23 protein-coding genes and 1 riboswitch are annotated in these 25,836 nt (G+C 75.4%); of the genes, 15 read left to right on the top strand and 8 right to left on the bottom strand.

Going from position 1 to position 25,836, the window contains the following annotated elements; genetic code table 11:
* Positions 1–75: 75 nt before the first annotated feature.
* Entirely contained in the window at positions 76–2,013 is a 1,938-nt protein-coding gene (locus tag ACL02U_RS02375; protein WP_412788882.1) for a BTAD domain-containing putative transcriptional regulator, read from the bottom strand.
* Positions 2,014–2,196: 183 nt separating this feature from the next.
* Between ACL02U_RS02375 and ACL02U_RS02370 the strand changes: the two genes are divergently transcribed.
* The 5 genes from ACL02U_RS02370 to ACL02U_RS02350 all read left to right on the top strand — a co-directional run bounded on the left by ACL02U_RS02370 (position 2,197) and on the right by ACL02U_RS02350 (position 8,090).
* Positions 2,197–3,075 (top strand): alpha/beta fold hydrolase, encoded by an 879-nt coding sequence (locus tag ACL02U_RS02370; RefSeq protein ID WP_412788881.1) that lies wholly within the window; start codon positions 2,197–2,199, stop codon positions 3,073–3,075.
* A 447-nt stretch (positions 3,076–3,522) separates the two neighbouring features.
* The gene (locus ACL02U_RS02365; RefSeq protein ID WP_412788880.1) at positions 3,523–5,064 is read left to right on the top strand and encodes an MFS transporter; all 1,542 of its coding nucleotides are present in this window, start codon (positions 3,523–3,525) and stop codon (positions 5,062–5,064) included.
* A gap of 94 nt (positions 5,065–5,158) precedes the next feature.
* Entirely contained in the window at positions 5,159–5,809 is a 651-nt protein-coding gene (locus ACL02U_RS02360) for a class I SAM-dependent methyltransferase (protein WP_412788879.1), read from the top strand.
* A gap of 374 nt (positions 5,810–6,183) precedes the next feature.
* Positions 6,184–7,143, top strand: coding sequence for an N-acetylmuramoyl-L-alanine amidase (locus tag ACL02U_RS02355; protein ID WP_412788878.1), 960 nt, complete (start codon positions 6,184–6,186; stop codon positions 7,141–7,143).
* 158 nt (positions 7,144–7,301) lie between these two features.
* Positions 7,302–8,090 carry a hypothetical protein gene (locus ACL02U_RS02350; RefSeq protein ID WP_412788877.1) on the top strand — a complete coding sequence of 263 codons (789 nt, stop codon included), beginning with the start codon at positions 7,302–7,304 and terminating at the stop codon, positions 8,088–8,090.
* A 267-nt stretch (positions 8,091–8,357) separates the two neighbouring features.
* On the opposite strand, the gene ACL02U_RS02345 is transcribed toward ACL02U_RS02350, so the two are convergent.
* The 3 genes from ACL02U_RS02345 to ACL02U_RS02335 are packed head-to-tail and all read right to left on the bottom strand — an operon-like array spanning position 8,358 to position 11,616.
* The gene (locus tag ACL02U_RS02345) at positions 8,358–9,428 is read right to left on the bottom strand and encodes a prenyltransferase (RefSeq protein ID WP_412788876.1); all 1,071 of its coding nucleotides are present in this window, start codon (positions 9,426–9,428) and stop codon (positions 8,358–8,360) included.
* Positions 9,425–10,222: a class I SAM-dependent methyltransferase gene (locus tag ACL02U_RS02340; RefSeq protein ID WP_412788875.1), complete on the bottom strand. Its 798-nt coding sequence runs from the start codon at positions 10,220–10,222 to the stop codon at positions 9,425–9,427. The genes ACL02U_RS02345 and ACL02U_RS02340 overlap by 4 nt, the downstream gene beginning before the upstream one ends.
* Positions 10,216–11,616 carry a glycosyltransferase family 4 protein gene (locus tag ACL02U_RS02335; protein ID WP_412788874.1) on the bottom strand — a complete coding sequence of 467 codons (1,401 nt, stop codon included), beginning with the start codon at positions 11,614–11,616 and terminating at the stop codon, positions 10,216–10,218. The genes ACL02U_RS02340 and ACL02U_RS02335 overlap by 7 nt, the downstream gene beginning before the upstream one ends.
* 231 nt (positions 11,617–11,847) lie before the next feature.
* Here ACL02U_RS02335 and ACL02U_RS02330 point away from each other — a divergent pair, with 231 nt between their 5' ends.
* Positions 11,848–12,570: a TetR family transcriptional regulator gene (locus ACL02U_RS02330; RefSeq protein ID WP_412788873.1), complete on the top strand. Its 723-nt coding sequence runs from the start codon at positions 11,848–11,850 to the stop codon at positions 12,568–12,570.
* Here ACL02U_RS02330 and ACL02U_RS02325 read toward each other — a convergent pair.
* Positions 12,554–13,141, bottom strand: a complete 588-nt coding sequence (locus ACL02U_RS02325; protein ID WP_412788872.1) for a hypothetical protein — start codon at positions 13,139–13,141, stop codon at positions 12,554–12,556. The two genes, ACL02U_RS02330 and ACL02U_RS02325, sit on opposite strands and share 17 nt — an antisense overlap.
* Positions 13,142–13,268: 127 nt before the next feature.
* Entirely contained in the window at positions 13,269–13,934 is a 666-nt protein-coding gene (locus ACL02U_RS02320; RefSeq protein ID WP_412788871.1) for a phosphotransferase, read from the bottom strand.
* Positions 13,935–14,023: 89 nt separating this feature from the next.
* Positions 14,024–14,090, top strand: a riboswitch (cobalamin riboswitch).
* A 135-nt stretch (positions 14,091–14,225) separates the two neighbouring features.
* On the opposite strand from ACL02U_RS02320, the gene ACL02U_RS02315 reads away from it, so the two are divergent.
* The 7 genes from ACL02U_RS02315 to ACL02U_RS02285 all read left to right on the top strand — a co-directional run bounded on the left by ACL02U_RS02315 (position 14,226) and on the right by ACL02U_RS02285 (position 21,476).
* Positions 14,226–15,464, top strand: coding sequence for a prenyltransferase/squalene oxidase repeat-containing protein (locus ACL02U_RS02315; RefSeq protein ID WP_412788870.1), 1,239 nt, complete (start codon positions 14,226–14,228; stop codon positions 15,462–15,464).
* Positions 15,461–16,153: an SCO2322 family protein gene (locus tag ACL02U_RS02310; RefSeq protein WP_412788869.1), complete on the top strand. Its 693-nt coding sequence runs from the start codon at positions 15,461–15,463 to the stop codon at positions 16,151–16,153. The genes ACL02U_RS02315 and ACL02U_RS02310 overlap by 4 nt, the downstream gene beginning before the upstream one ends.
* A 1-nt stretch (position 16,154) precedes the next feature.
* Positions 16,155–17,300: an energy-coupling factor transporter transmembrane component T gene (locus tag ACL02U_RS02305; RefSeq protein WP_412788995.1), complete on the top strand. Its 1,146-nt coding sequence runs from the start codon at positions 16,155–16,157 to the stop codon at positions 17,298–17,300.
* The gene (locus ACL02U_RS02300; protein WP_412788868.1) at positions 17,297–19,060 is read left to right on the top strand and encodes an ABC transporter ATP-binding protein; all 1,764 of its coding nucleotides are present in this window, start codon (positions 17,297–17,299) and stop codon (positions 19,058–19,060) included. The genes ACL02U_RS02305 and ACL02U_RS02300 overlap by 4 nt, the downstream gene beginning before the upstream one ends.
* Positions 19,057–19,893, top strand: a complete 837-nt coding sequence (locus ACL02U_RS02295) for an ECF transporter S component (RefSeq protein ID WP_412788867.1) — start codon at positions 19,057–19,059, stop codon at positions 19,891–19,893. Before ACL02U_RS02300 ends, ACL02U_RS02295 begins: the two co-directional genes overlap by 4 nt.
* Before the next feature lie 344 nt (positions 19,894–20,237).
* Complete coding sequence (locus ACL02U_RS02290; protein ID WP_412788866.1) at positions 20,238–20,663, top strand: transglycosylase SLT domain-containing protein; 426 nt, start codon at positions 20,238–20,240, stop codon at positions 20,661–20,663.
* A 105-nt stretch (positions 20,664–20,768) separates the two neighbouring features.
* A complete protein-coding gene (locus tag ACL02U_RS02285) occupies positions 20,769–21,476 on the top strand; it encodes a YoaK family protein (RefSeq protein ID WP_412788865.1) in 708 nt (235 codons plus the stop codon).
* Between the two features lie 222 nt (positions 21,477–21,698).
* Here ACL02U_RS02285 and ACL02U_RS02280 read toward each other — a convergent pair whose 3' ends face one another.
* A complete protein-coding gene (locus ACL02U_RS02280) occupies positions 21,699–23,750 on the bottom strand; it encodes a bifunctional glycosyltransferase 87/phosphatase PAP2 family protein (RefSeq protein WP_412788864.1) in 2,052 nt (683 codons plus the stop codon).
* A gap of 353 nt (positions 23,751–24,103) precedes the next feature.
* Here ACL02U_RS02280 and ACL02U_RS02275 point away from each other — a divergent pair, with 353 nt between their 5' ends.
* Positions 24,104–24,775, top strand: a complete 672-nt coding sequence (locus tag ACL02U_RS02275) for an O-methyltransferase (RefSeq protein ID WP_412788863.1) — start codon at positions 24,104–24,106, stop codon at positions 24,773–24,775.
* Between the two features lie 27 nt (positions 24,776–24,802).
* Here the strand turns inward: ACL02U_RS02275 and ACL02U_RS02270 are convergent, their stop codons facing one another.
* Positions 24,803–25,195 carry a hypothetical protein gene (locus ACL02U_RS02270; protein WP_412788862.1) on the bottom strand — a complete coding sequence of 131 codons (393 nt, stop codon included), beginning with the start codon at positions 25,193–25,195 and terminating at the stop codon, positions 24,803–24,805.
* A 109-nt stretch (positions 25,196–25,304) separates the two neighbouring features.
* Between ACL02U_RS02270 and ACL02U_RS02265 the strand changes: the two genes are divergently transcribed.
* Positions 25,305–25,712, top strand: a complete 408-nt coding sequence (locus ACL02U_RS02265; protein ID WP_412788861.1) for a DUF1992 domain-containing protein — start codon at positions 25,305–25,307, stop codon at positions 25,710–25,712.
* Positions 25,713–25,836 lie beyond the last annotated feature (124 nt).

The following is a 25,836-nucleotide window of genomic DNA, read 5'->3' as shown; positions in this document are numbered from 1 at the left end:
GAGGCCCGGAACACCCCGGCGGTCCGGTCCCGGCTGCGTCGGGGCGGGCGCGCGGTGCGCGTGCTGCTCTGTCGTTCACCCCGCTCCGGCGCACGACTCCGCCTCCTCCAGGTACCGCGCCACCGGGCCCAGGGTCAGCATCCCGCCGGCGGCGCCCGCGTGTTCGGCACGGGCGTCGCGCAGGGAGGCCCCGGCGCGTGCGGCGACGGCACGCTCGCCGAGGCGTACGGCGGCACGGGCGGTCAGGCACCACATTGCCTCCTGCATGTGGTCGCGCGGTGGTTCGGGTGCGGCGGCGAGGGCTGTGCGGGCCTCCTCGCTCCGGTCCTGGGCGAGCAGCACCAGGGGGCGCGCCCAGGGCCGGTACGGGCCCCAGTCGAGGTGCGGGCCGGTGGGCGCGGGCCGGTCGTGCAGCAGGCGCAGTCCCAGGAGGGCGAGGGGGAGCAGGCCACGGTGCAGCCCCGGCATCCCGGCCGCCCGGAGGGCGCTCTCGGCGGCGCGGTAGCGCGCTGCGGCGGTGGCGGCGGTCGGTCCGCCGGGTTCCGTGCTGCGGGCGGCCGCCGCCCGGGCCCTGAACCACCCGGTGAGGACGGGGACGAGGGGCGCCTCGGTGGTGTCGGCGAGCCGGTCGGCTGCGTCGGCGTGCGAGTGCGCGGCGTCGAGGTCGCCGAGGGCCGAGGCGGACTGGAGGCGGACGAGTCGGCCGAGTACGGCGAAGTTCGGCAGCCCGTGCCGGGTGGCCAGGTCGAGGATCTCGGCGCCGATCCGGTCCCGTACCGGCGCGAGCCCGGGGCGGGGGAAGGACTGCAGGAACACCCCGTTGAGGGCGAAGGCCAGCAGAGCGGGATCGGCCAGGTCCCGTGCCATCGCCTCGGCCTGCAGTGCCGCCTGCCGTGCACGCTGCTGCTCGGCCCCGGACAGGTCGGCGCCGCGGCTCTCGACGGCGATCGTGGCCAGGAGGCGGGCGGCCGGGTCGGCGGGGGCGTCGGGGCCGAGCGCGGTGAGTGTGCGCTCGGCGGCCGCGACGACGGCGCGGGTCTGCTCGGGGTCGTCGGCCCGGCTCCAGACGGCGGGGACGTCGTAGGCGCCGATGATCCGGGCGGTCAGGGAGAGGTCCCCGGTGCGTTCCGCCGCCCGGATGGCGGTGAGGCGGTCGCGCCGCGAGTGGACGAGGGCGTCGCCGCCGGCCAGTGCGAGGGTGCGGGCCAGGTCCACGGTGGTGCGCGGGCCGAGCCGGACACCGGGGCCGGTCCACGCGGTACGGGCGCCGTCGAGGGGCGCGGACCCGTTGAGGATGTCGGTCTCCAGGCGTTGGAGTTCGGCGCCGGGGTCGAGTCCGAGCCGGTCGACGAGCATCGTGCGGGCGCGGCGCAGGGTGGCCAGCGCGTCGGCCCGGCGGCCGGCGCGGTGCAGCGCGCGGGCGAGGAGGCCCCAGGCCGGCTCGCGCCAGGGGTGCTCGGCGACGTGGGCACCCAGTTCGGCGACGAGCTCGGCCCCCTCCCCGGAGTCGAGGAGGATACGGGCGCGCAGTTCCGCCCCCTCCCACCTCAGTTCCTCCAGCCGGGTCCGCTCGCGCTGCGCCCACGGGGAGCTGGTCACGTCGGCGTAGGCGGGTCCGCGCCAGTCCGCGAGTGCCGTGCCGAGGTCGGTCACCGCGCCGGGGTCGCGCCGGGCTCGGGCCAGGGTGTCCTGGAACCGGTGGACGTCCACGTCCTCGCGCGGCAGGCGCAGCGCGTAGCCCGGACCTTCAGTGACGATGACGCGGGGTGGGCTGCGGGGCGGCCGGTCGGGTTCGAGGGCGCGGCGCAGCGCGGCGACGAACGTACGCAGAGCGCCCACGGCGCGGGCCGGCGGATCGGTCCACAGGTCGTCGACGAGGGTGCCGGTGGCGACCATCCGCCCCTCGGCGGCGACGAGCCGGGCGAGTACCTCACGGTGGCGGGGTCCGCCCAGGTCGACCGGGCTGCCGTCGTCGCGGAGGGCCCGCACGGCACCGAGCACGTCGATTCGCATGCCCCCATCCTCCGTGCCGGGCGTCGGCTGCGCCCGACCGTCCCGATCGGCCGCTGATCGGCCGCTGATCGGCCGCTGATCGGCTGCTGATCGGCTGCTGATCGGCTGCTGATCGCCGTCGCCCAGGCTGATGCGGTCGGTGCCCCAACCGAGTCGGTGCCACCAACCGAGAGGACGGCCTTCATGACACTCACCATTCCCGGCTTCGACCACCTTCGCCTGCCCGGCGCGGACGGTGTGGAGCTGGCCGCCGCAGTCGGCGGCAGCGGCAGCCCGCTCGTGCTCCTGCACGGTTTTCCGCAGACCCACCTGATGTGGCGGCACGTCGCCGGGCGACTCGCCGACGAGCACACGGTGATCTGCCCCGACCTGCGCGGCTACGGCGCCAGTGACAAGCCGGCGGCCACCGGCCCGGGTACGTACGCCAAGCGCACCATGGCCGACGACGTCGTGACGCTGGCGGCGGCGCTCGGCCACGAGCGCTTCGCCCTGGTCGGCCACGACCGGGGCGCCCTGGTCGCCCTCCGGGCGGGGCTGGACCACCCCGAGACGCTCACGCACCTGGGCATCCTCGACATCGTGCCGACGCTCGACATGTGGAACGTCCTGCACGGCACCTCGGCGGCGGTCGGCTACCACCTCTTCCTCATGGCGCAGCCGCCGGGCCTCCCGGAGGTGATGATCGCCAACAGCGCGGACGCGTTCTTCGGCTCCTTCCTCGACGCCTGGGCCGGCGACCCGGCCGCCATGCCGGAGGAGGTGCGTGCCGAGTACCTGCGGGCGAGCGCCGCGGCGGTGACGTCGATCGTCGCCGACTACCGGGCCTCGGCGGGCGTCGACGTCGAGCACGACCAGGCGGACCTGGACGCCGGGTCGCAGCTGGCCATGCCCGTGACGGTGGTCCAGCAGGACTGGGGCGCGCAGTTGGGCTACGACGCTGCCGCGGTGTGGAAGGCGTGGGCACCGGACCTGGACCACCGGCTGACCCGGGCGGGGCACTTCATGGCCGAGGAGGCACCCGACGAGATCTCGGCGGCGATCCAGGACCTGCTGGCCCGCTGAGGCCCGGGTTCTCGACTCGCCGGCCTGCCGGGCCCGGCAGGCCGGCGAGTCGGCGGGCCGTGGAGGGCCGACGGATCGGCGAGTCGACCGGCCGTGGAGGGCGACGGATCGACCGGCCGTGGGGGGCGACGGATCGACCGGCCGTGGGGGGGGCGACGGATCGGCGAGTCGCACGGCCCCGGAGGGCCGACGGGTTCGGAGGCGGCAACCGGCCGGAAGAGGCAGCAGGCAACCGGTCGAAGGAGGCAGACCGGCCGAACCGGCCGAAGGAGGCAACCGGTCGAAGGCGGTCGCCGACTGGGAGAGGGCGGCGGCGCGGACCGCGCACGGACCGGACCGTCAAGAGAAGGTCAAGGATTCATTAGGTACCCGAAGCATCGGAATAGTTGCCTGTGCATACGAGGTTCTGCCTGCACGTCCCGACTTCAGGCCTGGAGGCCCCACCCCATGACGCGCACGTCGACCGACCAGCCCGCACCGCGAGCCGGCCGGGCCGTCGTCCCGGTGCTCGCCTTCGCGGGCATCGTGGTCGCGGTGATGCAGACCCTGCTCGTGCCGGTCATCAAGGACCTGCCCCGACTGCTCGACACCGCGCCCAGCAACGCCGCCTGGGTGCTGACCTCGACGCTGCTCTCCGGAGCCGTGGCCACACCGATCATGGGTCGGCTCGGCGACCTGTACGGCAAGCGGCGCATGCTGGTCCTCAGCCTCGCGATCATGGTGGTCGGCGCCCTGGTGAGCGCCCTGACCAGCGAGCTGCTCACGATGATCGCCGGGCGCACCCTGCAGGGCTTCGCGATGGGCGCGATACCGCTCGGCATCGGCCTGATGCGCGACATGCTGCCGCGGGAGCGGCTCGGCTCGGCCATGGCGCTGATGAGCTCCTCGATCGGCGTCGGCGGCGGCCTCGCGCTGCCCGCCGCTGCCCTGGTCGCCCAGCACTCCGACTGGCACGCCCTGTTCTACGGCGCCGCCGCCCTCGGCGTGCTCTCCATCGGCCTCACCCTCCTCGTGGTGCCCGAGTCCCCGATGCGCGCCCGGGGTTCCTTCGACCTGCTCGGCGCGGTCGGTCTGTCCGCGGGCCTGGTGCTGCTCCTGCTGCCGATCACCAAGGGCAGCGACTGGGGCTGGGCCTCCGGCACCACGCTCGGCCTGTTCGCCGGATCCGTCCTGGTCCTCTTCCTGTGGGGGGTGTACGAGCTGCGCGTCCCCGCGCCCCTGGTGGACCTGCGCACCACGGCCCGCCGCGAGGTGCTGCTCACCAACCTGGCGTCGATCATGGTCGGGGTCAGCTTCTACGTGGTGTCCCTGGTGCTGCCCCAGCTGCTCCAGTTGCCCGCCGCCACCGGATACGGCCTCGGCCGGACCATGGTCGTCGCGGGCCTGTGCATGGCGCCGCTGGGCCTGACCATGATGCTGACCGCACCCGTCTACGCCCGCCTGTCCGCCCGGTACGGCCCCCGCACCACGCTCGTCCTGGGCCTCCTCGTCATCGCCCTCGGCTACGGCGGCGGCCTCGGGCTGATGGACGCCGCCTGGGAGACGGTCGTCACCTCGGTCGTCCTCGGCGCGGGCATCGGCCTCGCGTACTCCTCGCTGCCCGCCCTGATCGTCGGGGCGGTGCCCGCGTCGGAGACGGGCGCGGCCAACGGCCTGAACACGCTGATGCGGTCCATCGGCACGTCGGTGTCGAGCGCCGTCGTCGGCATGGTGCTGGCGAACACCGCCCACACCGTCGGCGGAGTCGCGCTGCCCACCATGCACGGTTTCCGCGTCTCGTTCCTGATCGCCACGGCCGCCGTCGCCCTCGGCCTGCTCGCCGCGCTGTTCCTGCCCGGCAGCCGCCCGCAGCGCGGCCCGCGGCTGGTCGCCTCCGCCGAGGAGGACGCCGCCGCACGGCAGGCGGCCGGGTCCGTCGCCGCCCACTCCGGTGCCGGCGGCCCGGTGCGCCTGGACCTGTCGCTTCCGGACGAGACGGTGGGCGCCTGACCCGCACCTGCCGCCGCACCCCCGGTCGCCGCCCCGGCCCGGGGGTACGGCAGCATGGGCGCCGCTGCCGCGCCCCGCACCGGAAAGGCCCTCCATGCCCGCCATCCCCCAGCCCGAGATCCTGGCCGCGTTCGAGGCGGCGAAGGGGTTCATGCCCGCGGACGAGGGGCTGGCGCTGTACGCGGCGGCCACCGAGGCCGCACGGCTGGGGCTGCCCCTGCTGGAGGTCGGCACGTACTGCGGGCGTTCGACGATCCTGCTGGCCGACGCGGCCCGCGCGGCCGGGGTCACCGCGCTCACCGTGGACCACCACCGGGGCAGTGAGGAGCAGCAGCCGGGCTGGGACTACCACGATCCGGAGACCGTCGACCCGGAACTGGGCCTGATGGACACGCTGCCGACCTTCCGCAGGACGCTGCACCGGGCGGGCCTGGAGGAGCACGTCGTCGCCCTCGTCGGCCGTTCCCCGCAGATCGCCGCAGTCTGGAACGGCCCGCTGGGCCTGGTCTTCGTCGACGGCGGCCACACCGACGAGCACGCCGGCGCCGACTACGAGGGCTGGAGCCCGCACCTCGCCGAGGGCGGCCTCCTCGCCATCCACGACGTGTTCCCCGAACCGGCCGACGAGTTCACCGGCCAGGCTCCGTACCGCGTCTACCTGCGGGCCCTGGCGTCCGGCGCGTTCGACGAGATCGCGGCCACCGGCTCACTGCGCGTCCTGCGGCGCACCGCGCCGGCCCGCTGAACACCGCGCCGGCCTCGCTGAACACGGCGCACGCCCGCTGAACACCGCGGGCCCGCGCCACCGGAGCCGCCGGCACCCGCCCGCACCCGCCTGCACCCGCCTGCACCGCCCACCGGAGCCGCCCGCGCCCACCCCGCCGGGCGCCGACGCCCACCGCCGGACCCGCGGCCGGACCCCGCCCCCACGGGACCGCCGCCGCGCACCCCGCCGGACCGCCGCCGCGCACCCGACCGGGCCGCCGGTGCCCCACCAAACCGCCGCGCGCCCGACCGAGCGCCGGTGTGCACCCCGCCGCCCCGCCCTGCCGTCGGCGACACGGCAGCGTGCGGCCCGGTCGCGGGTGCGGGCCGCGGGCGCCGGATAGGGTGGCCCGCGTGTCGTACACAGGTCCGGACCCCGACCCGTCCCCGCCCCGGCGCTTCCCGCGCGGCCCGCTGACCGTGGCGGTCGCCGCGCTGCTGCCCGGAGCGCTGCTCGGGTGGGCGGTGTACCAGGCGGTCGGCTCGCCGGGCGGCTCGGCGGACGTCCGCGGCCCGGCCGGACCGGCCTCCGCGACGGCGGGCAACCCGACCGCCGGCACCCCGGCCGCGGCCGGGGACGCCAAGCCCGACGCGCCCTCGCCCGCACCGTCCGGCCCGGCGGACCCGTCCGCCGCCGCCGGACCGCTCGCGGGAAGGGTCGTCGTCATCGACCCCGGGCACAATCCGGGCAACGCCCGGCACACCGCGGAGATCGACCGGAAGGTCGACATCGGGACCCGCCGCAAGGAGTGCGACACCACGGGCACCTCCACCAACGCGGGTTACGCGGAGGCCCGGTTCACCCTGGACGTCGCGCACCGCCTGCGGCATCTGCTCGAAGAGCAGGGAGCCACGGTGGAGTTGACGCAGGACGGGGACCGGCCGTACGGGCCGTGCATCGACGAGCGGGCCCGCATCGGGAACGCGGCCCACGCCGACGCCGTGGTGTCGATCCACGCCGACGGATCCGCCTCCGGCAACCGCGGCTTCCACGTCATCCTGCCGGCCGCCGTGCACGCGGGCGCCGCCGACACCCGTGCGATCGTGGGGCCTTCACGCGTGCTCGGGGAGCGCATCGCCGGAAGCTTCGTACGGGCCACCGGGAGCGCCCCCGCCAACTACGTCGGCGACGGCACCGGGCTCGTCACACGTGAGGACCTGGGCGGTCTCAATCTGTCAACGGTTCCCAAGGTGTTCATCGAGTGCGGCAACATGCGCGATAGCAAGGACGCGGCACTACTGACCAGCGGTGCCTGGCGGCAGAAGGCGGCGCAGGGCATTTCCGAGGGCATCGCGGGGTACCTGCGCGGGTAGCGGTCAGCGCGCCGATCCCGGCGGGCAGCCTCGTCGGACGGACGATAAGGTCGTCCGTACCATGAGGGGCCACCCCCGCGCTTCCCACCGGGGCCTGACGGCGACTCGGTGACGGCGACGCCTCTTCCGACGACGAGACGACTGACGAAGGACCTGAAGTGAATATCCGCTCCCTCACTCGGGGCGACGGCGTGGTGATCGGAGCAGCGGTATTGCTGTTCATCGCGTCGTTCCTCGACACCTACGACTCGGCGTTCAGCGGCAGCGCCTGGGACTCACTCGGGCTGGGCCTCGGTACCTACATGGGCGGAGTGATCGGCGCCGGACTCATCGTGGCCGGACGCGTGCTGCCGCAGCCCCTCAAGGTGCTCGGGCTGAACCTCGCGGACCTCGGGGTGGCGTTCACGATCCTCGTGGCCTGGATCACCTTCTGGAACCTGGTCGACGTACCGGACCAGATCGACGCCGGCGGGGGCCTGATCCTCGCCTTCATCGCGGCGGTGGTCCTCGCGGCCGCCGCCGTCGCGACCGGCCTGCTGCCCGCGCTGCAGGCGCCCCTGCTCCCGGCTCAGCAGGCGTCCGCCCCCACGCCCTACGGGGCCCAGCAGCCCACCGGTTACGGGTACCCGGGTGCGCAGCAGCAGCCGTACCCCGGTCAGCAGCCGCCGGCCGGGCAGCAACCCTACCCCGGTCAGCAGCCTCCGCCCGGTCCGCAGCAGGGGCAGGCGCCGGCGCAGGCGCCCGCCGGGGACTTCTCCCCGTTCTGGTTCGCCGTTCCGGTGCCGCGTCCGCTGTTCGCGGAGGACGGATCGTCGGCGCAGATCGCCGAACTGGCGCCCGGCACCTGGTACCTGGCGGTCGAGCAGCGCGGTCCGAACCTGGTCGCGCAGACCCAGGACGGCCGCCGCGGCGTCCTGCAGGACACCTCCGGCATCCAGCGCGGCTGAGACCCCCGCCCCGCCGCCTCGGCCCCCCGCCCTGCAGAGGGCAGGGGGCCGTTCCAGTGCGCGTGCGGCGGCGGTCCGCGGCTGCGCCTGCGCCTGCGCCCTCGCCGAGCGGGCACAGCGCAACCGACCCGGCAGGTGCCCCGACCGCCCCGCACGGGCTCAACCGCCTCCGCACGGACCTCGATCGCCGCACGGGCCTCAACCACCCCCGCACGCACGGACCTCGATCGCCGCACGGGCGCCGACCACCCCCGCGCGGGACTCGGCTCAACCGCAGCAGTCGGGGTCCAGGCCCCTCGGCAGGTGGTGGCCGCCGAACACCGCGCAGGTGGCCTCGTGGCCGCCGAGCACGGCGACGGCGAGGAGTACCGAGCCGGCGGTCCAGGTGGTCAGCTCGCGGGGCCAGACCGCGTCGTCGTCGAAGACGTAGCCCGTCCAGTACAGTCCGGACTCCTCGTCGCGCAGGTGCCGGATGGAGCGCAGGACGTCCAGGGCCCGGTCCGACTCCCCCGCGGCCCAGAGCGCGAGGGCGAGTTCGGCGGACTCGCCGCCGGTGACCCAGGGGTTGGGCGACACGCAGCGCACGCCGAGGCCGGGCACCACGAACCGGTCCCAGCCCTCGGCCAGCCGGTCGGCCGCCTCGGATCCGGTCAGCGCGCCGCCGAGGACGGGGTAGTACCAGTCCATCGAGTAGCGGTCCTTGTCCAGGAAGCGCTCCGGGTGGCGGCGGATCGCGTGCCGCAGCGCACCCGCCGCCAGCTCCCAGTCGGGCTGGGTGGTTCCCCGCTGGTCGGCGATGGCCAGCGCGCAGCGCAGCGCGTGGTGGACCGAGGAGCAGCCGGTGAGCAGGGCGTCCCGGGTGGCGGTGCCGTCCTCGTCGCGCCGCCAGCCGATCTGCCCGCCGGGCTGCTGGAGCCGCAGCACGAACTCGACGGCGGCGTGGACGGTGGGCCACATGCGGTCCAGGAACGCGTCGTCCCCGGTGGTCAGGTAGTGGTGCCAGACGCCCACGGCGACGTAGGCGACGAAGTTGCTCTCCCTGGTCCGGTCGGTGACGTCGTCGTACGCCCCGTCGGCGTAGGCCGCGTACCAGGAGCCGTCGGCGTTCTGGTGCCGGGCCAGCCAGGTGTAGGCGCGTTCGGCCGCGGTGTGCTCGCCGGCGGTGTCCAGGGCCATCGCGGCCTCGACGTGGTCCCAGGGGTCCAGGTGGTGGCCCCGGAACCAGGGGATCGCACCGTCCTCGCGCTGTCCGGCGAGGATGCCGGCGACGGTCGCGGCGGCCTGCCGGTCGGTGAGGACCCCGGGCAGGACGAGGTGCTGGGTGCGCGGCGTCGTCACCGGGTCGCCGCCGTGTCCGCCGCGCCGGAAAGGTCGGCCGCGTCGGACAGGTCGGCCGCGTCGGGCGTCCGCGCACCGGGCAGGTGCGGCTTGGTCGCGTACGCCACGAAGCTCTTGCCGATCAGCGGGTTCAGGGCCCGCTCGGCCGCCCGGGTGGCCAGCGGCTTCTTCATGATGTCCCAGACCAGCAGCTTGTGGTAGGCGCGCACCGGCAGCGCCCTGTCGTTGTCGACGCCGAACGCGCACTTCAGCCACCAGTACGGGGAGTGCAGCGCGTGTGCGTGGTGGGTGCCGTACGGCCTCAGCCCGGCCTCGCGGATCTTCCCGAGCAGTTCGTCCGCCCGGTAGATGCGGATGTGGCCGCCCTCCACCTCGTGGTACGCGTCGGACAGGGCCCAGCAGACCTTCTCGGGTCCGTGGCGCGGGACGGTGACGGCGATCCGTCCGCCCGGCCTGAGCACGCGCACCATCTCGGCGAGCACGCCCTTGTCGTCGGGGATGTGCTCCATCACCTCGGAGATGATGACGACGTCGAAGGACTCGTCGGGGAACGGCAGGGCCAGCGCGTCGCCCTCCATGGCGGTGGCGGTGGCGCCGGCCGGCGCCTCACCGGCCTCCCGCATCGCCGCGAACCAGGTGGCGACCTCGCGGATCTCCTCCGCGTTCCGGTCGAGCGCCACGACCCGCGCGCCGCGCCGGTAGCACTCGAAGGCGTGCCGGCCGGCCCCGCAGCCGAGGTCCAGGACGCGGTCGCCCGGGGCGAGCGGGAACCGGGTGAAGTCGACGGTCAGCACGTGGCCCTGCTTTCGCGGTCGGATCCGACATCGGTGGTGGGGGGTGCGGTGGCGGTGGGCGCGGCCGGGCCGGGGGCCGCGCCGTGCGCGCGGGCGGCGGCCTCGCGGTAGCGGGCCACCGTGCCCTCGGCGGCGCGCGCCCAGGTGAAGCGGCTCAGCACCCGGTCGCGTCCGGCCGCTCCCAGCCGGGCCCGCAGTTGCGGGTCGCCGAGCAGCCGGCCCAGCCCGGCGGCGAGTGCGCCCGGGTCGCCCGGCGGCACCGCCAGGCAGGTCTCGCCGTCGCGGCCGGCGACCTCGGGGATGGCGCCGCCGGTGGTGGCCAGCAGCGGGGTGCCGGTGGCCATGGCCTCGGCGGCGGGCAGGGAGAAGCCCTCGTACAGCGAGGGCACGCAGGCGACCTCGGCCGAGCGCACCAGGTCGACGAGTTCGGCGTCGGTGATGCCCTTGACGAAGTCGACGGCGCCTTCGAGGCCGTACCGTTCGACGGCCTGGGCGACGGGCCCCTCGGCGGGGCGTTTGCCGACCACGACGAGGTGGGCGTCCGGCTGCTCGGTGCGCACCTTGGCCAGCGCCTCGACGAGGTGCACCAGCCCCTTGAGCGGTACGTCCGCGCTGGAGGTGGTGACGATGCGGCCCGGCACCACCGGCACCGACGGGTCGGGGGAGAACAGGTCCGTGTCGGCGCCGATGTGGACGACGTGGATGCGGTCCTGCCGTACACCGAGGTGGTCGACGATCTCCTGGCGGGAGGTGCCGGAGACGGTGAGCACGGAGGGGAGCCGGCGGGCGACCCGCTTCTGCATGCGGGTGAAGGCGTACCAGCGGCGCACCGACAGGCGGCGCCTGAAGGTGGCGGCCGCGTCCAGGTCGAGCCGCCGGTCGACGGTGATGGGGTGGTGGATCGTGGTGACCAGCGGGGCGCCGAGGTCGCCGAGCAGACCGTAGCCGAGCGTCTGGTTGTCGTGGACGATGTCGAACTCGCCGCGGCGGGCGCGCAGATGGCGGCGGGCACGCAGGGAGAACGTCAGCGGTTCGGGGAAGCCGCCGGTCCACATGGTGGCGACCTCGGCGGCGTCGATCCAGTCGCGGTACTCGCCCCGCCCGGGGGTGCGGAAGGGGTCGGGCTGCCGGTACAGGTCGAGGCTGGGCAGCTCGGTCAGGCTCAGCCGGCCCTCGGTGCCGGGGAGCCGGTCGAGGACGGGGTACGGCTGCGCGCCGATGACCTCGACCCGGTGCCCGAGGCGGGCCAGCTCTCGGGAGAGATGGCGGACGTAGACGCCCTGGCCGCCGCAGAACGGGTTCCCCTTGTAGGTGAGGAGCGCGATGCGCAGCGGTCGCCCGCCGTCGGCGGCGAGGTCCGCGAAGGGCCCCGTCTGACTGGCCTCGGCGGTCACTTGGGGCCCCCTTCTCCCTGCCTGGTCCCGCGAGACTACGACGGGACGCTATTCTAGAACAAGTTTCAGACTTGATCGTTCAGGAGGCTCTGAATCTACCGGCAGGTAGCCTCGTTGTGAGCAGTGGATCAGGTGATTCACGCCACGGCCGGCGCCTGTGCCGCATCCGGGCGGGCGAGCGCCCTGCCGTCCACCGGCCCGCCCGCACGGACTGTCACGAACGGGGAGCCCATGTCTGCGCAAGCCGAAGCGCCGAGACCACCGAAGGCGCCGAAGGCGTCGAAGGAGGCCGCGCCGCCGCGGGCGGCCCGCACGGCCAGGGGGGCGAGGGCGGGCAGGGCGGAGGCCGCCGGACCGCCCGTCCCACCGCTCACCGAGCAGCAGGAGGCCCGGCGCCGCCGCATCCTGGACGCGGCCGCGCAACTGGCCGGACGGGGCGGCTTCGACGCGGTGCAGATGCGGGAGGTGGCGGAGGCCTCCCAGGTGGCCCTGGGCACCCTGTACCGCTACTTCCCCTCCAAGATCCACCTGCTGGTCGCCACCATGCAGGACCAGTTGGAGCGCCTGCACGGCACGCTGCGCCGGAACCCCCCGGCCGGCGACTCGGCCGCCGAACGGGTGGCGCAGACGCTGATGCGGGCCTTCCGCGCCCTCCAGCGCGAACCGCACCTGGCGGAGGCGATGGTCCGGGCGCTGACCTTCGCCGACCGCAGCGTCTCCCCCGAGGTCGACCAGGTGTCCCGGCAGACCACCGCGATCATCCTGGACGCGACCGGCCTGGCGGAGCCCACGGCGGGCCAGCTCTCCGCGGTCCGCGTCATCGCGCACACCTGGCACTCCGCCCTGATCACCTGGCTCTCCGGCCGCGCCTCCATCGCCGAGGTGCGGGCGGACATCGAGACGGCCTGCCGACTGCTCGACCTGACGGAGCGGGAGGTCAGAAGGAGGGCGTAGAGCCCGGCGGCGGGAGCGGCTCACCACAGGTGTTCGATATTTGATCGAACACCAGGCCGGTGAAGTCGTCCACCTCGTCCTTCCGGTCGGCGGGCAGCTTGGCCGCCAGGTCCTCCTTCCGGAAGAACCCGGAGTTGATCGTTCCCGCCCAGGGCCTCCGATCGACTCCCCACGCCGACATGCCGTCCTCGGAGCCGAACGCGTCGACGTTCCAGCCGCGCTTCCTCAGTACGGCGGCGGCCTTCTCCACGTCCGCCGGGTCGGGTGGCGTCTTCGTCGGCAGCCATGCCATGAGCCGGCAGGCGTGAGGGAGCTCCGGGTAGTGGATCGTGTCGAACACCGGTCGCGGAAAGCCCCCGGCCTCGGCCGCCATCCGGAAGTCGGCCTCCACCCGGGTCGGCGTTCTCCGCCTTCCACCGTCCCAGGACGGCGACGGCGAGGCGCTGCTCGCGCTCGTCCGCGGCGTGCCCTCGCCCGCCTCGTCCGCCGTGTCCCCGCCGGCTCCGCCGCCGCAGCCCGTCAGGACCGTTGCCGTCACTGCCGCGGCGACTGCCGCCCCCACCCCGCGCACGCTGCTCCTCCACGACGAACCGCTCGATGCAGTGCGCAAGCTTCACACAGGGCCCGGCGACCGCACCAGCCCCGCAGGCCCGTGTTCGGCGGCGCGCCGAGGCTCCGGACCGGGCGGGGCGGGCCGTTCACCCCAGGTGGTCGCGGATCAGGCGGTCCGCGTCGGACAGCAGTTCCAGCTCCCAGCGGTCCATCGTCGGATTGGCCGCACGTCTGCGCCGGGCCTCGCGCAGCCCCTCGCCGGTGAGGCCGGCGGGGTTGGCGAGCAGCGCGGTGAGCATCGCGCGGGCCGGTCCGGCCAGTTCGTCCGGCCCCACGGCCACCTGGGCGAGGATCATCGCGGACATGCCCCAGTCCAGCCCCGGGTCGCCGTCCTCGGCGTTGGTCCAGTCGATCACCCGGGGACCGTCCGCGGTGAGCAGCACGTTGTCCGGGTGCAGGTCGAGGTGGAGGACGCGGGTGCCGGGGCTCCGGCCGGGCAGGGCGTGCAGTACCCGCAGCAGCTCGGCCAGCGCCGCGCCGGCCTCCTCGGCGCCGAGTTCGCCGTCGAGGCAGGCCCGCAGCATCGTCGGCCCGGACAGCCGCTCCAGCACCAGCTCGGTGCGCGAGCAGTCGGGGAGGCGTACCCGCGGTGCCGGGTATCCGTGCCCCCGGACGTACTCCATCACCGCGCCCTCCGCGAGCGCGTCCCCCCGGCCCTGCCGGTCGCGGCGCAGCACCCACGCCCGGTCGATCTCGTACACGTCCGCGCTGCGGCCGGAGCCGAGCAGCCTGCCCGTCGATGCCGATGCCATGGCGGGGAAACTACTCCCGGCGGGCGGCCCCCCTCGGGCCGCCCCCCGAAGGCCGGTAAGGTGGCCGCGTCGTCATCACACCCGTACGAGGGAAAGCCGGTGCAATTCCGGCGCTGACCCGCAACCGTGAGCCGCCCTCGGGCGGTGAGCCGGACCGCCTCGTACGGACGTGACCGGCTCAGTGCGCCGGCAGTCCGCCGCCGCACGGCACCGTCGAGGTCTACGGAGCCGGAGCCGCCGGGGTCGTCCCGTGCTGCCCGCGCTCCCTTCAGGGAAGGCAGCAGCCGTCTAATGAAACTCCCCCGCAGCGCCGCGGCCGTGGCCGCCGTCGCCGTGCTCGGCGCCGCCGCCGCACCCGCCGCAGCAGCCGACCCGACCCCCTCGGCGTCTCCGTCGATCGTGATCCCGTCCGGGCTGTACGGCACCGGTGACCCGACGTACGACGGCGTCTGGCGCCAGTCCCTCGCGCTGCTCGCCCAGCACACCGTCGGCATACGCCCGGCCGGGAAGGCGGTCGACTGGCTGACCGGCCAGCAGTGCGCGAACGGCGCCTACGCCGCCTTCCGGGCCGATCCCTCCAAGGCCTGCGACGCGAAGACGATGGTCGACACCAACAGCACGGCCGCCGCCGTGCAGGCGCTCGCCGCGCTCGGCGGGCACCGGGCGCAGACCTCCGAGGCGGTCTCCTGGCTGACGTCGGTGCAGAACGCGGACGGCGGCTGGGGTTACACCCCGGGCGGCGCGAGCGACACCAACTCCACGTCCGTCGTCATCGGTGCGCTGGCCGCCGCCGGCGAGAAGCCCGCCGAAGTGGTGAAGAACGGCAAGTCGCCCTACGACGCGCTGCTGAAGCTGGCCCTGCCGTGCGGTGACGGCGGCGCCTTCGCCTACCAGCCGGACAAGGCGGGCAAGCTCACCGCCAACGCCGACGCCACGGCGGCCGGAGTGCTCGGCGCACTCGGCCAGGGCATGGTGGCCAAGGCCGGGAAGGCACAGGGCGCCGCCGGCTGCGCCGCCCCCGGCACGCCCGCGCAGGCCGCCGCGAACGGCGCCGCCTACCTCGCCGCCGCGGTCGCCGAGGACGGCCACCTGGTCTCCGCCCTGCCCGGCGCCGACGACCAGCCCGACTACGGCAACACCGCGGACGCGGTGGTCGCGCTCGCCGCGCAGGGCGGCGCCGAGCAGGCGGCGAAGCCGCTCGACTGGCTCCGGCAGAACTCTGCGGCCTGGGCGAAGCAGAGCGGCCCGGCGGCCTACGCCCAGCTCGTCCTGGCCGCCCACGCGGCCGGCGCGGACCCGCGCCACTTCGGCGGCCAGGACCTGGTCGCGCAGCTCAACGCGACCGGCCCGGCCCCGCAGGCCGCGCCGGCGGCCTCCGCGACCGCCTCGGCGGCGGGCGCGCAGGCGGCGACCGAGAAGAAGGACGACGGCTCCTCCTTCAGCGTGTGGTGGTTCGTCGGCGTCTGCCTGGTCGCGGGCGCCGGGGTCGGTTTCCTGCTGAGCGGCCGCCTCAAGGGGCGGCGGGCGTGATCCGCCGCGCCCTGGTGCTGCTGGCCGCCGTCCTCCTGCCGCTCGCGGGCGCGTCCCAGGCGCAGGCCACCGGCTACCGCTACTGGTCCTTCTGGGAGCGGGACGGCGGCCGGTGGGTCTACGCGACCCAGGGCCCCTCGACGGCACGGCCGGAGGACGGCGCAGTGCAGGGCTTCCGGTTCGCGGTGAGCGAGGACTCCTCCGACGCGGCCCGGCCGCGCGGCACGGCCGACTTCGCCGCGATCTGCGCGCGGACCCCGGCCCGGGAGGGCAGCAAACGGGTCGCGCTCGTCCTCGACTTCGGCGTCCCGGCCGACGCCCCGGCCGGCGAGGCCCCGCCCGGGGAGCGCACCGCGTGCGCCCGCGTCGCCCCGGACGCGACGACGGCCGAGGCGCTGGCGGCGGTGGCGAAACCGCTCCGCTACGACGGCAACGCCCTGCTGTGCGCGATCGCCGGCTACCCGCGGAAGGGCTGCGGGGAGCAGGTGTCCGGTGCGGGCGGCGGCGGAACCGCGCAGGGCACCGGGGACGCGGGCGGGGCGACCCCGGCGGCGACACCGGCGACGGCGAGCGGGCAGCAGGGCGGCGGCTCCTCGGACGGGGGGCCGTCGGTGGGGCTCCTCGCGGGCGGTGCGGTGATCGCCGCGCTGGCCGGGGCGGCCGTGTGGCAGGCGCGCCGCCGTGCCTGACCTGCCGGGCACCGTGCCCGGCCCGGCCGCCCCGGCGCCGGCCGGGCGCCGCCGCCGCCCGGGCCGCCCGACCGGGCGGGCCGGCGGCTCCGTGCACCCCGGCGCGTGGTGGCTGTGGGCCCTCGGCCTGGGCACCGGCGCCACCCGCACCACCAACCCGCTGCTGCTGGCACTGCTGCTGGCGGTGTCGGGCTACGTCGTCACCACCTGCCGGTCCCGCGCTCCCTGGGCCCGCTCCTACTCCGCCTTCCTCCGGCTGGCCCTGGCCGTGCTCGTGGTCCGCCTCGTCTTCGCCGTCGCGCTGGGCTCCCCCATCCCCGGCACGCACGTGCTCGCCTCCCTTCCCGAGGTGCCGCTGCCGCACTGGGCGCAGGGCATCCGGCTGGGCGGCGACGTCACCGCCGAGGGCCTGCTGTTCGCGCTGTACGACGGCCTGAAGCTGGCCGCGCTGCTGGTCTGCGTCGGCGCGGCGAACGCGCTGGCGAACCCGGCGCGGCTGCTGAAGTCACTGCCGGGCGCCCTGTACGAGACGGGGGTCGCCGTCGTCGTGGCGCTCACCTTCGCACCGCATCTGATCGCCGACGCGCAGCGGCTGCGCGCCGCCCGCCGGCTGCGCGGCCGCCCGGACCGGGGCCTGCGCGGCCTGCTGCAGGTCGGGCTGCCCGTCCTGGAGGGCGCGCTGGAACGCTCGGTCGCGCTGGCCGCCGCGATGGACGCCCGCGGCTACGGCCGTACCGCCGACGTGCCCGCGGCGGTGCGCCGCACCACGGCCGCGCTGACCCTGCTGGGCCTGCTCGGCGTGTGCGCGGGCACGTACGGGCTGCTCACCGCCGAGGGCGGCACCTACGGGCTGCCGGTGCTGCTGGCCGGGGTGGCGGCCGCGCTGGCCGGGCTCTGGCTCGGCGGCCGCCGGACCCCGCGCACCCGCTACCGGCCGGACCGCTGGGATCTGCGGGCCTGCCTGGTCGCCGTCTCGGGCGCGGCGGTGGCCGCGCTGCTCACCGTCGCCGCGTCCGCGGACCCGGCGGCCCTGCACCCGGGCGTGGTGCCGCTGGTCGCCCCGGGGCTCCCGCTCGGCGCGGCGGCCGCCGTGCTGCTCGGGCTGGCCCCCGCCGTGCTCGCCCCCTCCCCCAAGGAGCCGTCGTGATCCGTTTCGAGAACGTCTCCGTGACCTACGACGGCGCCGCCGAACCGACCGTGCGGGGTGTGGACCTCGACGTCCCGGAGGGCGAACTGGTGCTGCTGGTCGGCCCGTCGGGGGTCGGCAAGTCCACCGTGCTGGGCGCGGTCGGCGGTCTGGTACCGCACTTCACCGGCGGCACCCTGAGCGGGCGGGTCACCGTCGCCGGCCGGGACACCCGCACCCACAAGCCGCGCGAACTCGCCGACGTGGTGGGCACGGTGGGCCAGGACCCGCTGTCGCACTTCGTCACCGACACCGTGGAGGACGAACTCGCCTACGGCATGGAGTCGCTGGGGCTGCCGGCGGACGTCATGCGGCGGCGCGTGGAGGAGACGCTGGACCTGCTGGGCCTGGCCGGGCTGCGCGGCCGGCCGATCGCCACGCTGTCCGGGGGCCAGCAGCAGCGGGTGGCCATCGGCTCGGTGCTCACCCCGCATCCGAAGGTGCTCGTGCTGGACGAGCCGACCTCCGCGCTCGACCCGGCGGCCGCCGAGGAGGTCCTCGCGGTGGTGCAGCGGCTGGTCCACGACCTCGGCACGACGGTGCTGATGGCGGAGCACCGGCTGGAGCGGGTGGTGCAGTACGCCGACCGGATCGCGCTGCTGCCCGGCCCGGGCGCGCCGCCGGTCGTCGGCACCCCTGCCGAGGTGATGGCGGTGTCGCCGGTGTACCCGCCGGTGGTGGGGCTGGGCCGGCTGGCGGGCTGGTCGCCGCTGCCGCTGACGGTGCGGGACGCGCGGCGGCGGGCCGGGGGGCTGCGGGAGAGCCTGGAGGCCCGGCGCCGCGACACGGAACGACCGGCGCCGCGGCCGGGCGGCGCAGGCGCGCGCCCCGCGGAGCAGCCGGGCGAGGGAGCCCGGGGCGGGCGCCGGGGCGGGCCTCCGGCTCCCGCGCGGCCCGCCGCACCGGCGGCCGCGCGCCCGGGCCGCCGCCTGTTCCGGCGTGCCCCGGCCGCCGCGGCGCCCGCGCCGGGTCCCGTGGCGGAGGTGGACGGCCTCGCCGTGCGCCGTGCCCAGGTCCAGGCACTGCGCCGGGTCGACCTGACACTCGCCGGGGGTGAGACGGTCGCCCTGATGGGGCGCAACGGCGCGGGCAAGTCGACGCTGCTCGGCGCGCTCGTCGGGCTGGTCCGGCCGACCGCCGGCTCGGTACTGACCGGCGGCGCGGTGCCGCACCGCACGGCGCCGCGGGAGCTGGTGCGCCGGGTCGGCCTGGTGCCCCAGGAACCGCGCGACCTGCTGTACGCCGACACCGTCGCCGCCGAGTGCGCGGCCGCCGACCGGGACGCGGGCGCCGGACCCGGCACCTGCCGCGCGCTGGTCGCGGAGCTGCTGCCCGGCGTCGCGGACGCGACCCATCCGCGGGACCTCTCCGAGGGGCAGCGGCTCGCTCTCGCACTGGCGGTCGTGCTCGCCGCGCGCCCGCCGCTGCTCCTGCTGGACGAGCCGACCCGCGGGCTGGACTACGCGGCGAAGGCCCGCCTGGTAGCGATCCTGCGCGGACTGGCCGCCGAGGGGCACACGATCGTGCTGGCCACGCACGATGTGGAGCTGGCGGCCGAACTGGCCGACCGGGTCGTGCTGCTCGCCGAGGGCGAGGTGATCGCGGACGGGCCGACGGCCGAGGTGGTGGTGTCCTCCCCTTCGTTCGCACCGCAGGTGACGAAGATCCTCGCGCCCCAGGAGTGGCTCACCGTGTCGCAGGTCAGGGAGGTGCTGGCATGAGCGCCCGGCGGTCCGGGGCGCGGCGGGCCCGCGCGGTCCGCCTCGGCCCCCGGTCGGTACTGGCTCTGCTGCTGGTCAGCGCCGTGGGCGCGGTGGGATTCGGCTGGCCGTTCCTGGCGCCGCCGGCTTCGGGTCTGTCCGCGCACGCCCAGGACGCGCCGTGGCTGTTCGCCGGCCTGCTGGTGCTGCTGGTGGCGGTCCTCGCGGCGACGATCGCGGAGTCGGGGCTGGGGCCGAAGGCGGTGGCGATGGTCGGGGTGCTGGCTGCCACGGGTGCCGCGCTGCGCCCGATCGGTGCGGGCACGGCGGGCATCGAGCCGATGTTCTTCCTGATGGTGCTCAGCGGGCGGGTCCTGGGCCCGGGTTTCGGCTTCGTCCTCGGCTCGGTGACGATGTTCGCGTCGGCCCTGCTGACCGGCGGGGTGGGGCCCTGGATGCCGTTCCAGATGCTGGCGATGGGCTGGTTCACGCTGGGCGCGGGGCTGCTGCCGGGCCCGGAGCGGCTGCGGGGGCGGGCGGAGTCGGCGCTGCTGGCCGGCTACGGATTCCTCGCGGCCTTCGCCTACGGCACGGTGATGAATCTGGCGGGCTGGCCGTTCATGGGCACGCTGGCCTCGACGATCGCCTTCGACGCGCACGCGCCGGTCGCGGTGAACCTGGCGCACTTCCTGGCGTACTGCCTGGCCACCTCGCTCGGCTGGGACCTCGGCCGGGCCCTGGTCACGGTCGCGCTGACGGTGTTCCTCGGTCCGGCGGTCCTCAAGGCGCTGCGCCGGGCGACCCGGCGGGCGGCCTTCGAGACGCCGGTCACGTTCGACGCACCCGCCGCGTGAGCTGCCGTACGCCCACCGTCACACCGGGCGGGCCGGGTGGTGAAGCACCCCACATGACGCACGTCACCTACGATCCCGGGCCGTAGCCGAAAGGCATGACACGTGCACCACAAAAGCGCTTCCGACCTGCACGGTGAGAGCCCGGTCACACCACCACCGGGACCGACGGATGCGACCACAACTAGTAAAAGGGGTCATTGCGGACACTTCGCCGGCCTGTTTCCGTGGAGGACGTCGCACGGCGCCGACGTGCCCTCAGGGCCGCGGCGCCGAGGCATGCCCCCGCCGCGCACCGCGGTCACGGGCCTCGCCCGGCACCCACGTCCCCGAAGAAAAGGTTCTCCGTGTCCGTCTCCCGCATCGTCCGCAACGTCGCCACCCCCAAGAAGGCCCTCACCGCCGTCGCCCTGGCCGCCGCCACCACCGGCATGGCCCTGACGGCCGCACCCGCCCAGGCCGCGACCACGTCCGTCGCGTCGGCTTCCCAGGCCAAGGCGATCGCGCACAAGATGATCCCGGACGCCGCGCAGTACAACGCCTTCTCCAAGATCGTCCAGCACGAGAGCGGCTGGAACGTCAACGCCCGCAACGCCTCCTCCGGCGCCTACGGCCTGGTCCAGGCGCTGCCCGGCTCCAAGATGGCGTCCGCCGGCTCCGACTGGAAGACCAACGCCGCCACGCAGATCAAGTGGGGCCTGAACTACATGGACTCCCGCTACGGCAGCCCGGTCGCCGCCTGGAACTTCTGGCAGTCGCACGGCTGGTACTGATCCGGCAGCGGCCGGCACCGGCACCGCGCCCCCGAAGGCGGCGACCCCCACTCCGGGGCCGCCGCCTTCGCCGTGTCGCCGCCCCCGCCGTGATCCACTGGGGCGATGAGCTCCGAGGCACCGAGGCGGGCGGCAGGCACGGCACGGCACGCACCCGGAACGGGCGGTCTCCCGCTGGTCCCCGTGCTGCTGGCGCTGACCGTGGTCAGCGGCCTGGTCGACGCCGTGAGCTATCTGGGGCTGCACCACGTCTTCACCGCCAACATGACCGGCAACATCGTGATCCTCGGGTTCGCGGGAGCCGGCGCCCCCGGCTTCTCGGTGCAGCACACGGCGACGTCCCTGGCCTGCTTCCTGCCGGGCGCCGTGATCGGCGGCCGCTTCGCGCGCCGCCTGCGCGCCGGAACCCGCCCGCGCACCTGGACCCGGACCGCGCTCGCCATGGAGGCGGTACTGCTCGGCGCGGCGGCGGCCACGGCCCTCGCCGCGCCGGCCGCACCCGCCCGGGCGTACGTGATGATCGGGCTGATGGCGTGCGCGATGGGGCTGCGCAACGCCACCGTGCGGAGGCTGGGCGTGCCCGACCTCACCACCACGGTCATGACCCGGACCCTGGCCGGTCTCGCCGCCGACACCTGGCTCGGCGGCGGCGACGGACGGCGTTCCGCCCGCCGCGTCCAGGCGGTGACCGCGATGCTCGCCGGCGCGACCGCCGGCGCCTGGCTGGTCGTCCACGACGCGCTGGCGGTCGCCCTGCTGATCGCGACGGCCACCACGGGCGCGCTGGCGCTCACCGCGTCCGGCCGGGAGTGACCCGCGGGCGGCCCCGCGCGCCACCCGCACGGTCCACCGCCGGTTCGGCCCGGCACAGCACGGCGCGGCACGGCCCACCATCGGCCCGGCACCACGCACCACCGGCACGGCGCCACGCACCACCGGCCCGGCGCCACGCACCACCGGCCCGGCGCCACGCATCACCGGCCTGGCGCCACGAACCGCCGGATCACCACCGGCCCGGCGCCGGGCACCACCGGGTCAGCCGGGTGTGCGGTCCTTCTCCCGCTCCGCCGGCACCCGCCCGACGGCGGCCGCCGCCCGCGCGGGCCCCAGGCGCGGCCCCTGAAGGACGTACGTCAGACCGAAACCCGCACCGACCACGGCGGCACCACCGAACGCGTCCAGCACCCAGTGGTTTCCGGTGCCGATGATCGCCGCCACCGTGAGCAGCGGGTGCAGCAGACCCAGCGCCTTCATCCACCGCTTCGGCGCGCACACCGCGATCACCAGGCCGCACCACAGCGACCAGCCGAAGTGCAGCGAGGGCATCGCCGCGTACTGGTTGGTCAGTTCGGTGAGCGTGCCGTAGTCGGGCCGGGAGAAGTCCTGCGGGCCGTGCACCGTGTCCACGATGCCCAGGCCCGGCATCAACCGGGGCGGAGCCAGCGGATAGAGCCAGAACCCGACCAGGGCGAGCACCGTGGCGAAGCCCAGCGCCGAACGGGCCCAGCGGTAGTCGACGGGGCGGCGCCAGTACAGCACGGCGAGGACGGTCAGCGGCACGGCGAAGTGGAACGACTCGTAGTAGAAGCTGAGGAAGCCGTCCAGCCAGCCGTGCTGCACCACGGCGTGGTTCGCCCGGTGCTCGATGTCGATGCCCAGCAGATCCTCGAGCCGGAGGAGCTGGTGGCCGTGGTCCTCGGCGAGGGCCCGGCCGCTGCTGTTGGAGTCCCCGGCCGCCGCCAGCCTGATCTGCGAGTACGCGTAGTACGTGAGGCGGATCAGCAGCAGCTCGAACAGCAGGCCGGGCCGGCTCAGCGCACGCCGCAGCGCGGGAACCGGCGACAGGCGCCGGCGGCCCGCGGGCGCGGTCTCGGCGTACCGGGTAGGGACCGGCGTACGGAAGTACGGGGAGCCGCGCAGCAGGAAGGGCACGACGGTCGCGGCGGCGACGGCCGCGAGCAGCACCAGATCGTCGCGGACCGGCTGGAACAGCGCCTTCCCCGGCAGCAGGACCGCCGGCGGAAGCGTCATCACCAGCACGACGGCGACCGGCCACACGTAACGGTCGGAGGCGCGCCGCCCCACCCGCCCGACGACCGCGAGCAGCACCCACAGCAGCTGGTGCTGCCAGGCGGTGGGTGAGACGGCGATGGCGGCGCACCCGGTGACCGCGACCGCGAGGAGGAGCTGGCCGTCGCGTGCGTAGCGCACGGCACGGCGCAGGCCGAGGACGGCGACGGCGGTGCCCAGCGACAGGAAGAGAGCGACCTCCGGGAGCCCCTCGACGCCCAGCCGGAGCAGCGCCCCGTGCAGGGACTGGTTGGCCAGGGCGTCGGCGGGTCCACCGAGGCCGGTGCCCGCCATGTGGTGCACCCAGTAGGTGGCGGAGTCCTCGGGCATCGCCGCCCAGGCGAGCCCGGTGCACGCGGCGAAGACGGCCGCGGCGGTCAGCGCGGCCCGCCGGCGTCCGGTGCGCCACAGCAGCGGCGCGAACAGCAGCAGCGGCGGCTGGAGCGCGACCGCCAGACCGACCAGCAGCCCGCTCGCCCGCTGCCCGCGCACGACGAAGCAGCCGAGCAGCACCAGCAGTACCGGGATGATGCTGGTCTGGCCCAGCCACAGGGCGTTGCGCACCGGCAGCGACAGCATCAGCAGGGTGACCGCGACGGGCGCCGCGAGCACGGAGGCACGCCGGTTGACCGGTTGCGGCAGGGCGCGCGCGGCGACCAGGCCGAGCGCGACGACGAGCAGCAGCGTGCCGAAGGTCCATCCCCAGCCGAGGGCCTGTTCGGCGGCCCGGGTGAGCGGCTTGAGAACAAGTCCTCCGAAAGGAGTACCGGTGAAACTGGAGGAGGCGTAGAGGGAACCGTTGACGTGCAGCACGCCGTGCGGGCCGACCCAGGTCTCCAGGTCGGTCAGCCGCTCCCCGCGCGGGCTGGTGACGACGACCGCGACCTCGCGGGCCGCGAGCACCGCCGCGAGCAGCCACAGCAGCAGGCGCGTCGCGTGCAGCCGTGTCGTGGCCGTCCCGGAGGCCGTCGCCTGAAGGGCTTCCGCCGGTCGTCCGCCGTGCTCCGCATCCGCCACGCCCCGTCGGCCTCCCGCCCCATTCGTCCGCCGCACCCTGTACGCGGGGAATTGCTCTGCGCACCCTACGAGGCTCACACGGCCCCTGGGTACAGACGCAGGCAACCGGCGCTTCACCTGACGTCGCCCCTCCCCTCGGACCCACCGTGACGGCACGCGCCGGGATCCGGGAACGCCGTGATCCACGCGCGCACCGTGATCCGGGTGCGGGTGGCGCGCCCGGAGCCGGTGCGGGTGGCGCGCCCGCTCGTCTGAAATCCTGGCAGGGCAGCGAGGACCATCCGGAACAGCCGAAACGAGCGGCCGGGGCAGCACCGGCGGCCGGCCGGCCAGAGGAAAGGCAGGCAGCACGCATGAGCGGGTCGCAGCTCTGGAACGACGTGGACACGTACTTCGCCGACCGCCTCGCGCCGGACGACGAGGCGCTCAGGGCCGCCCTGCGCGACAGCGAGGCCGCCGGGCTCCCACCGATCAGCGTCACCCCCACACAGGGCAAACTGCTGCAACTGCTGGCGCAGACGCAGGGGTCCCGCACCGTACTGGAGATCGGCACGCTCGGCGGCTACAGCACGATCTGGCTGGGCCGCGCGCTCCCGTCGGACGGCCGGCTGGTCTCCCTGGAGTACGACCCGACGCACGCCGAGGTGGCCGTGCGCAACCTGACCCGGGCAGGCCTGGACAAGATCGTCGACGTCCGGGTGGGACCCGCTCTGGAGTCGCTCCCCCAACTCGCCGACGAGAACCCGGCCCCCTTCGACCTGGTCTTCATCGACGCCGACAAGGCCAACAACGCCCGCTATGTGGAGTGGGCGCTTCGGCTGACCCGCGCGGGCAGCCTGATCGTCCTCGACAACGTGGTGCGCGGCGGACGGGTCACCGACCCGGACTGCACCGACGGCGACGTCCGGGGCACCCGGGCCGCGATCGACCTGATCGCCGACCATCCGCGGCTGAGCGGCACGGCGATCCAGACGGTCGGCGCCAAGGGCCACGACGGGTTCGCGCTCGCCCGGGTGCTCGCCTGAACCCGCGCCCCGGCCCTCCGGTCCGGCTCAGGCCTCGTGGTAGAAGCCGACGTTGACACTGCGCGGCCCGGTGCGGTCCACGACGACGACCTCTCCGGCGCCGCCGCGCGGCAGCGGCACCGTCCCCCCGTAGGCGACGGGCTGCTCACGCCCGTCGACCACGAGCCGCACCTCGGAGGACGGGTGGGCCTGCGAGCCGCGCAGCCAGGTGAGCTGCCAGGCGCCGTCCGGACCGCAACGGAACTCCAGGTGGGTCCGGGACACGAACAGCCAGTCCTCGGGTGCCGCGAGCCGGCACGCGGACCTGTCCCGGCCCACCCGCAGCACGGAACCGGGCGCGCTCGGCGCGTCGGCCATCAGCATGCCGGCCGTGGCACCCGCGTCGGCTCCGGAGACGGTGGCCATGGTCAGTTCGAGCACGCGTGCCCCTCCTTGACGTCCTGGTAACGCCCCTGCGCGACGGCCGGGTTGGACGTCCACCGCCGCATGATAAGTCGACCCGCACCGCGGCGTCCGGCACAATGTACCCATGAGCGAGCGAAAGCCACCGGGGGTGAGCTTCGACTCCTGGACCGAGAAGCAGATCCGCGACGCCGAGACACGCGGCGACTTCGACCGGCTGCCCGGCGCGGGACGGCCGCTTCCGCGCGAGGTGGAGGCCGCGTACGACGAGCTGTGGTGGGTCAAACGCAAGATGGCCCGCGAGGGGCTGTCCGTGCTGCCTCCCACGCTGGCGCTGCGCAAGGAGGCCGAGGACGCCCTGCTGTCGGCGCTCGCGGCGCCGTCCGAGCGGGCCGCCCGGAAGATCGTCACGGACGTCAACGTCAAGATCCGCGACATGATGTTCAAGCCGCCGCCCGGACCGCCGCTCGGGATGAAGCCGTACGACGTCGAGGAAGTCGCACGGCAGTGGCGGCAGCGCCGGGCGGCGCAGTAGGGCGCCGGGCTGCGCAGTAGTGGGAGGTAACCCGGTCGGTCGCCCCCGAGCCGGCGCCCCGGCCCTCCCCGCCCCTCCCGGCCTGGCCCCCTCCCGGCCTGGCCCCGTCCCTGCCCGCGGGTCC

This window comes from Streptomyces sp. MS06, from assembly GCF_047200655.1.
GTDB lineage: Bacteria > Actinomycetota > Actinomycetes > Streptomycetales > Streptomycetaceae > Streptomyces.
This window is presented reverse-complemented; position numbering and strand designations above follow the sequence as displayed.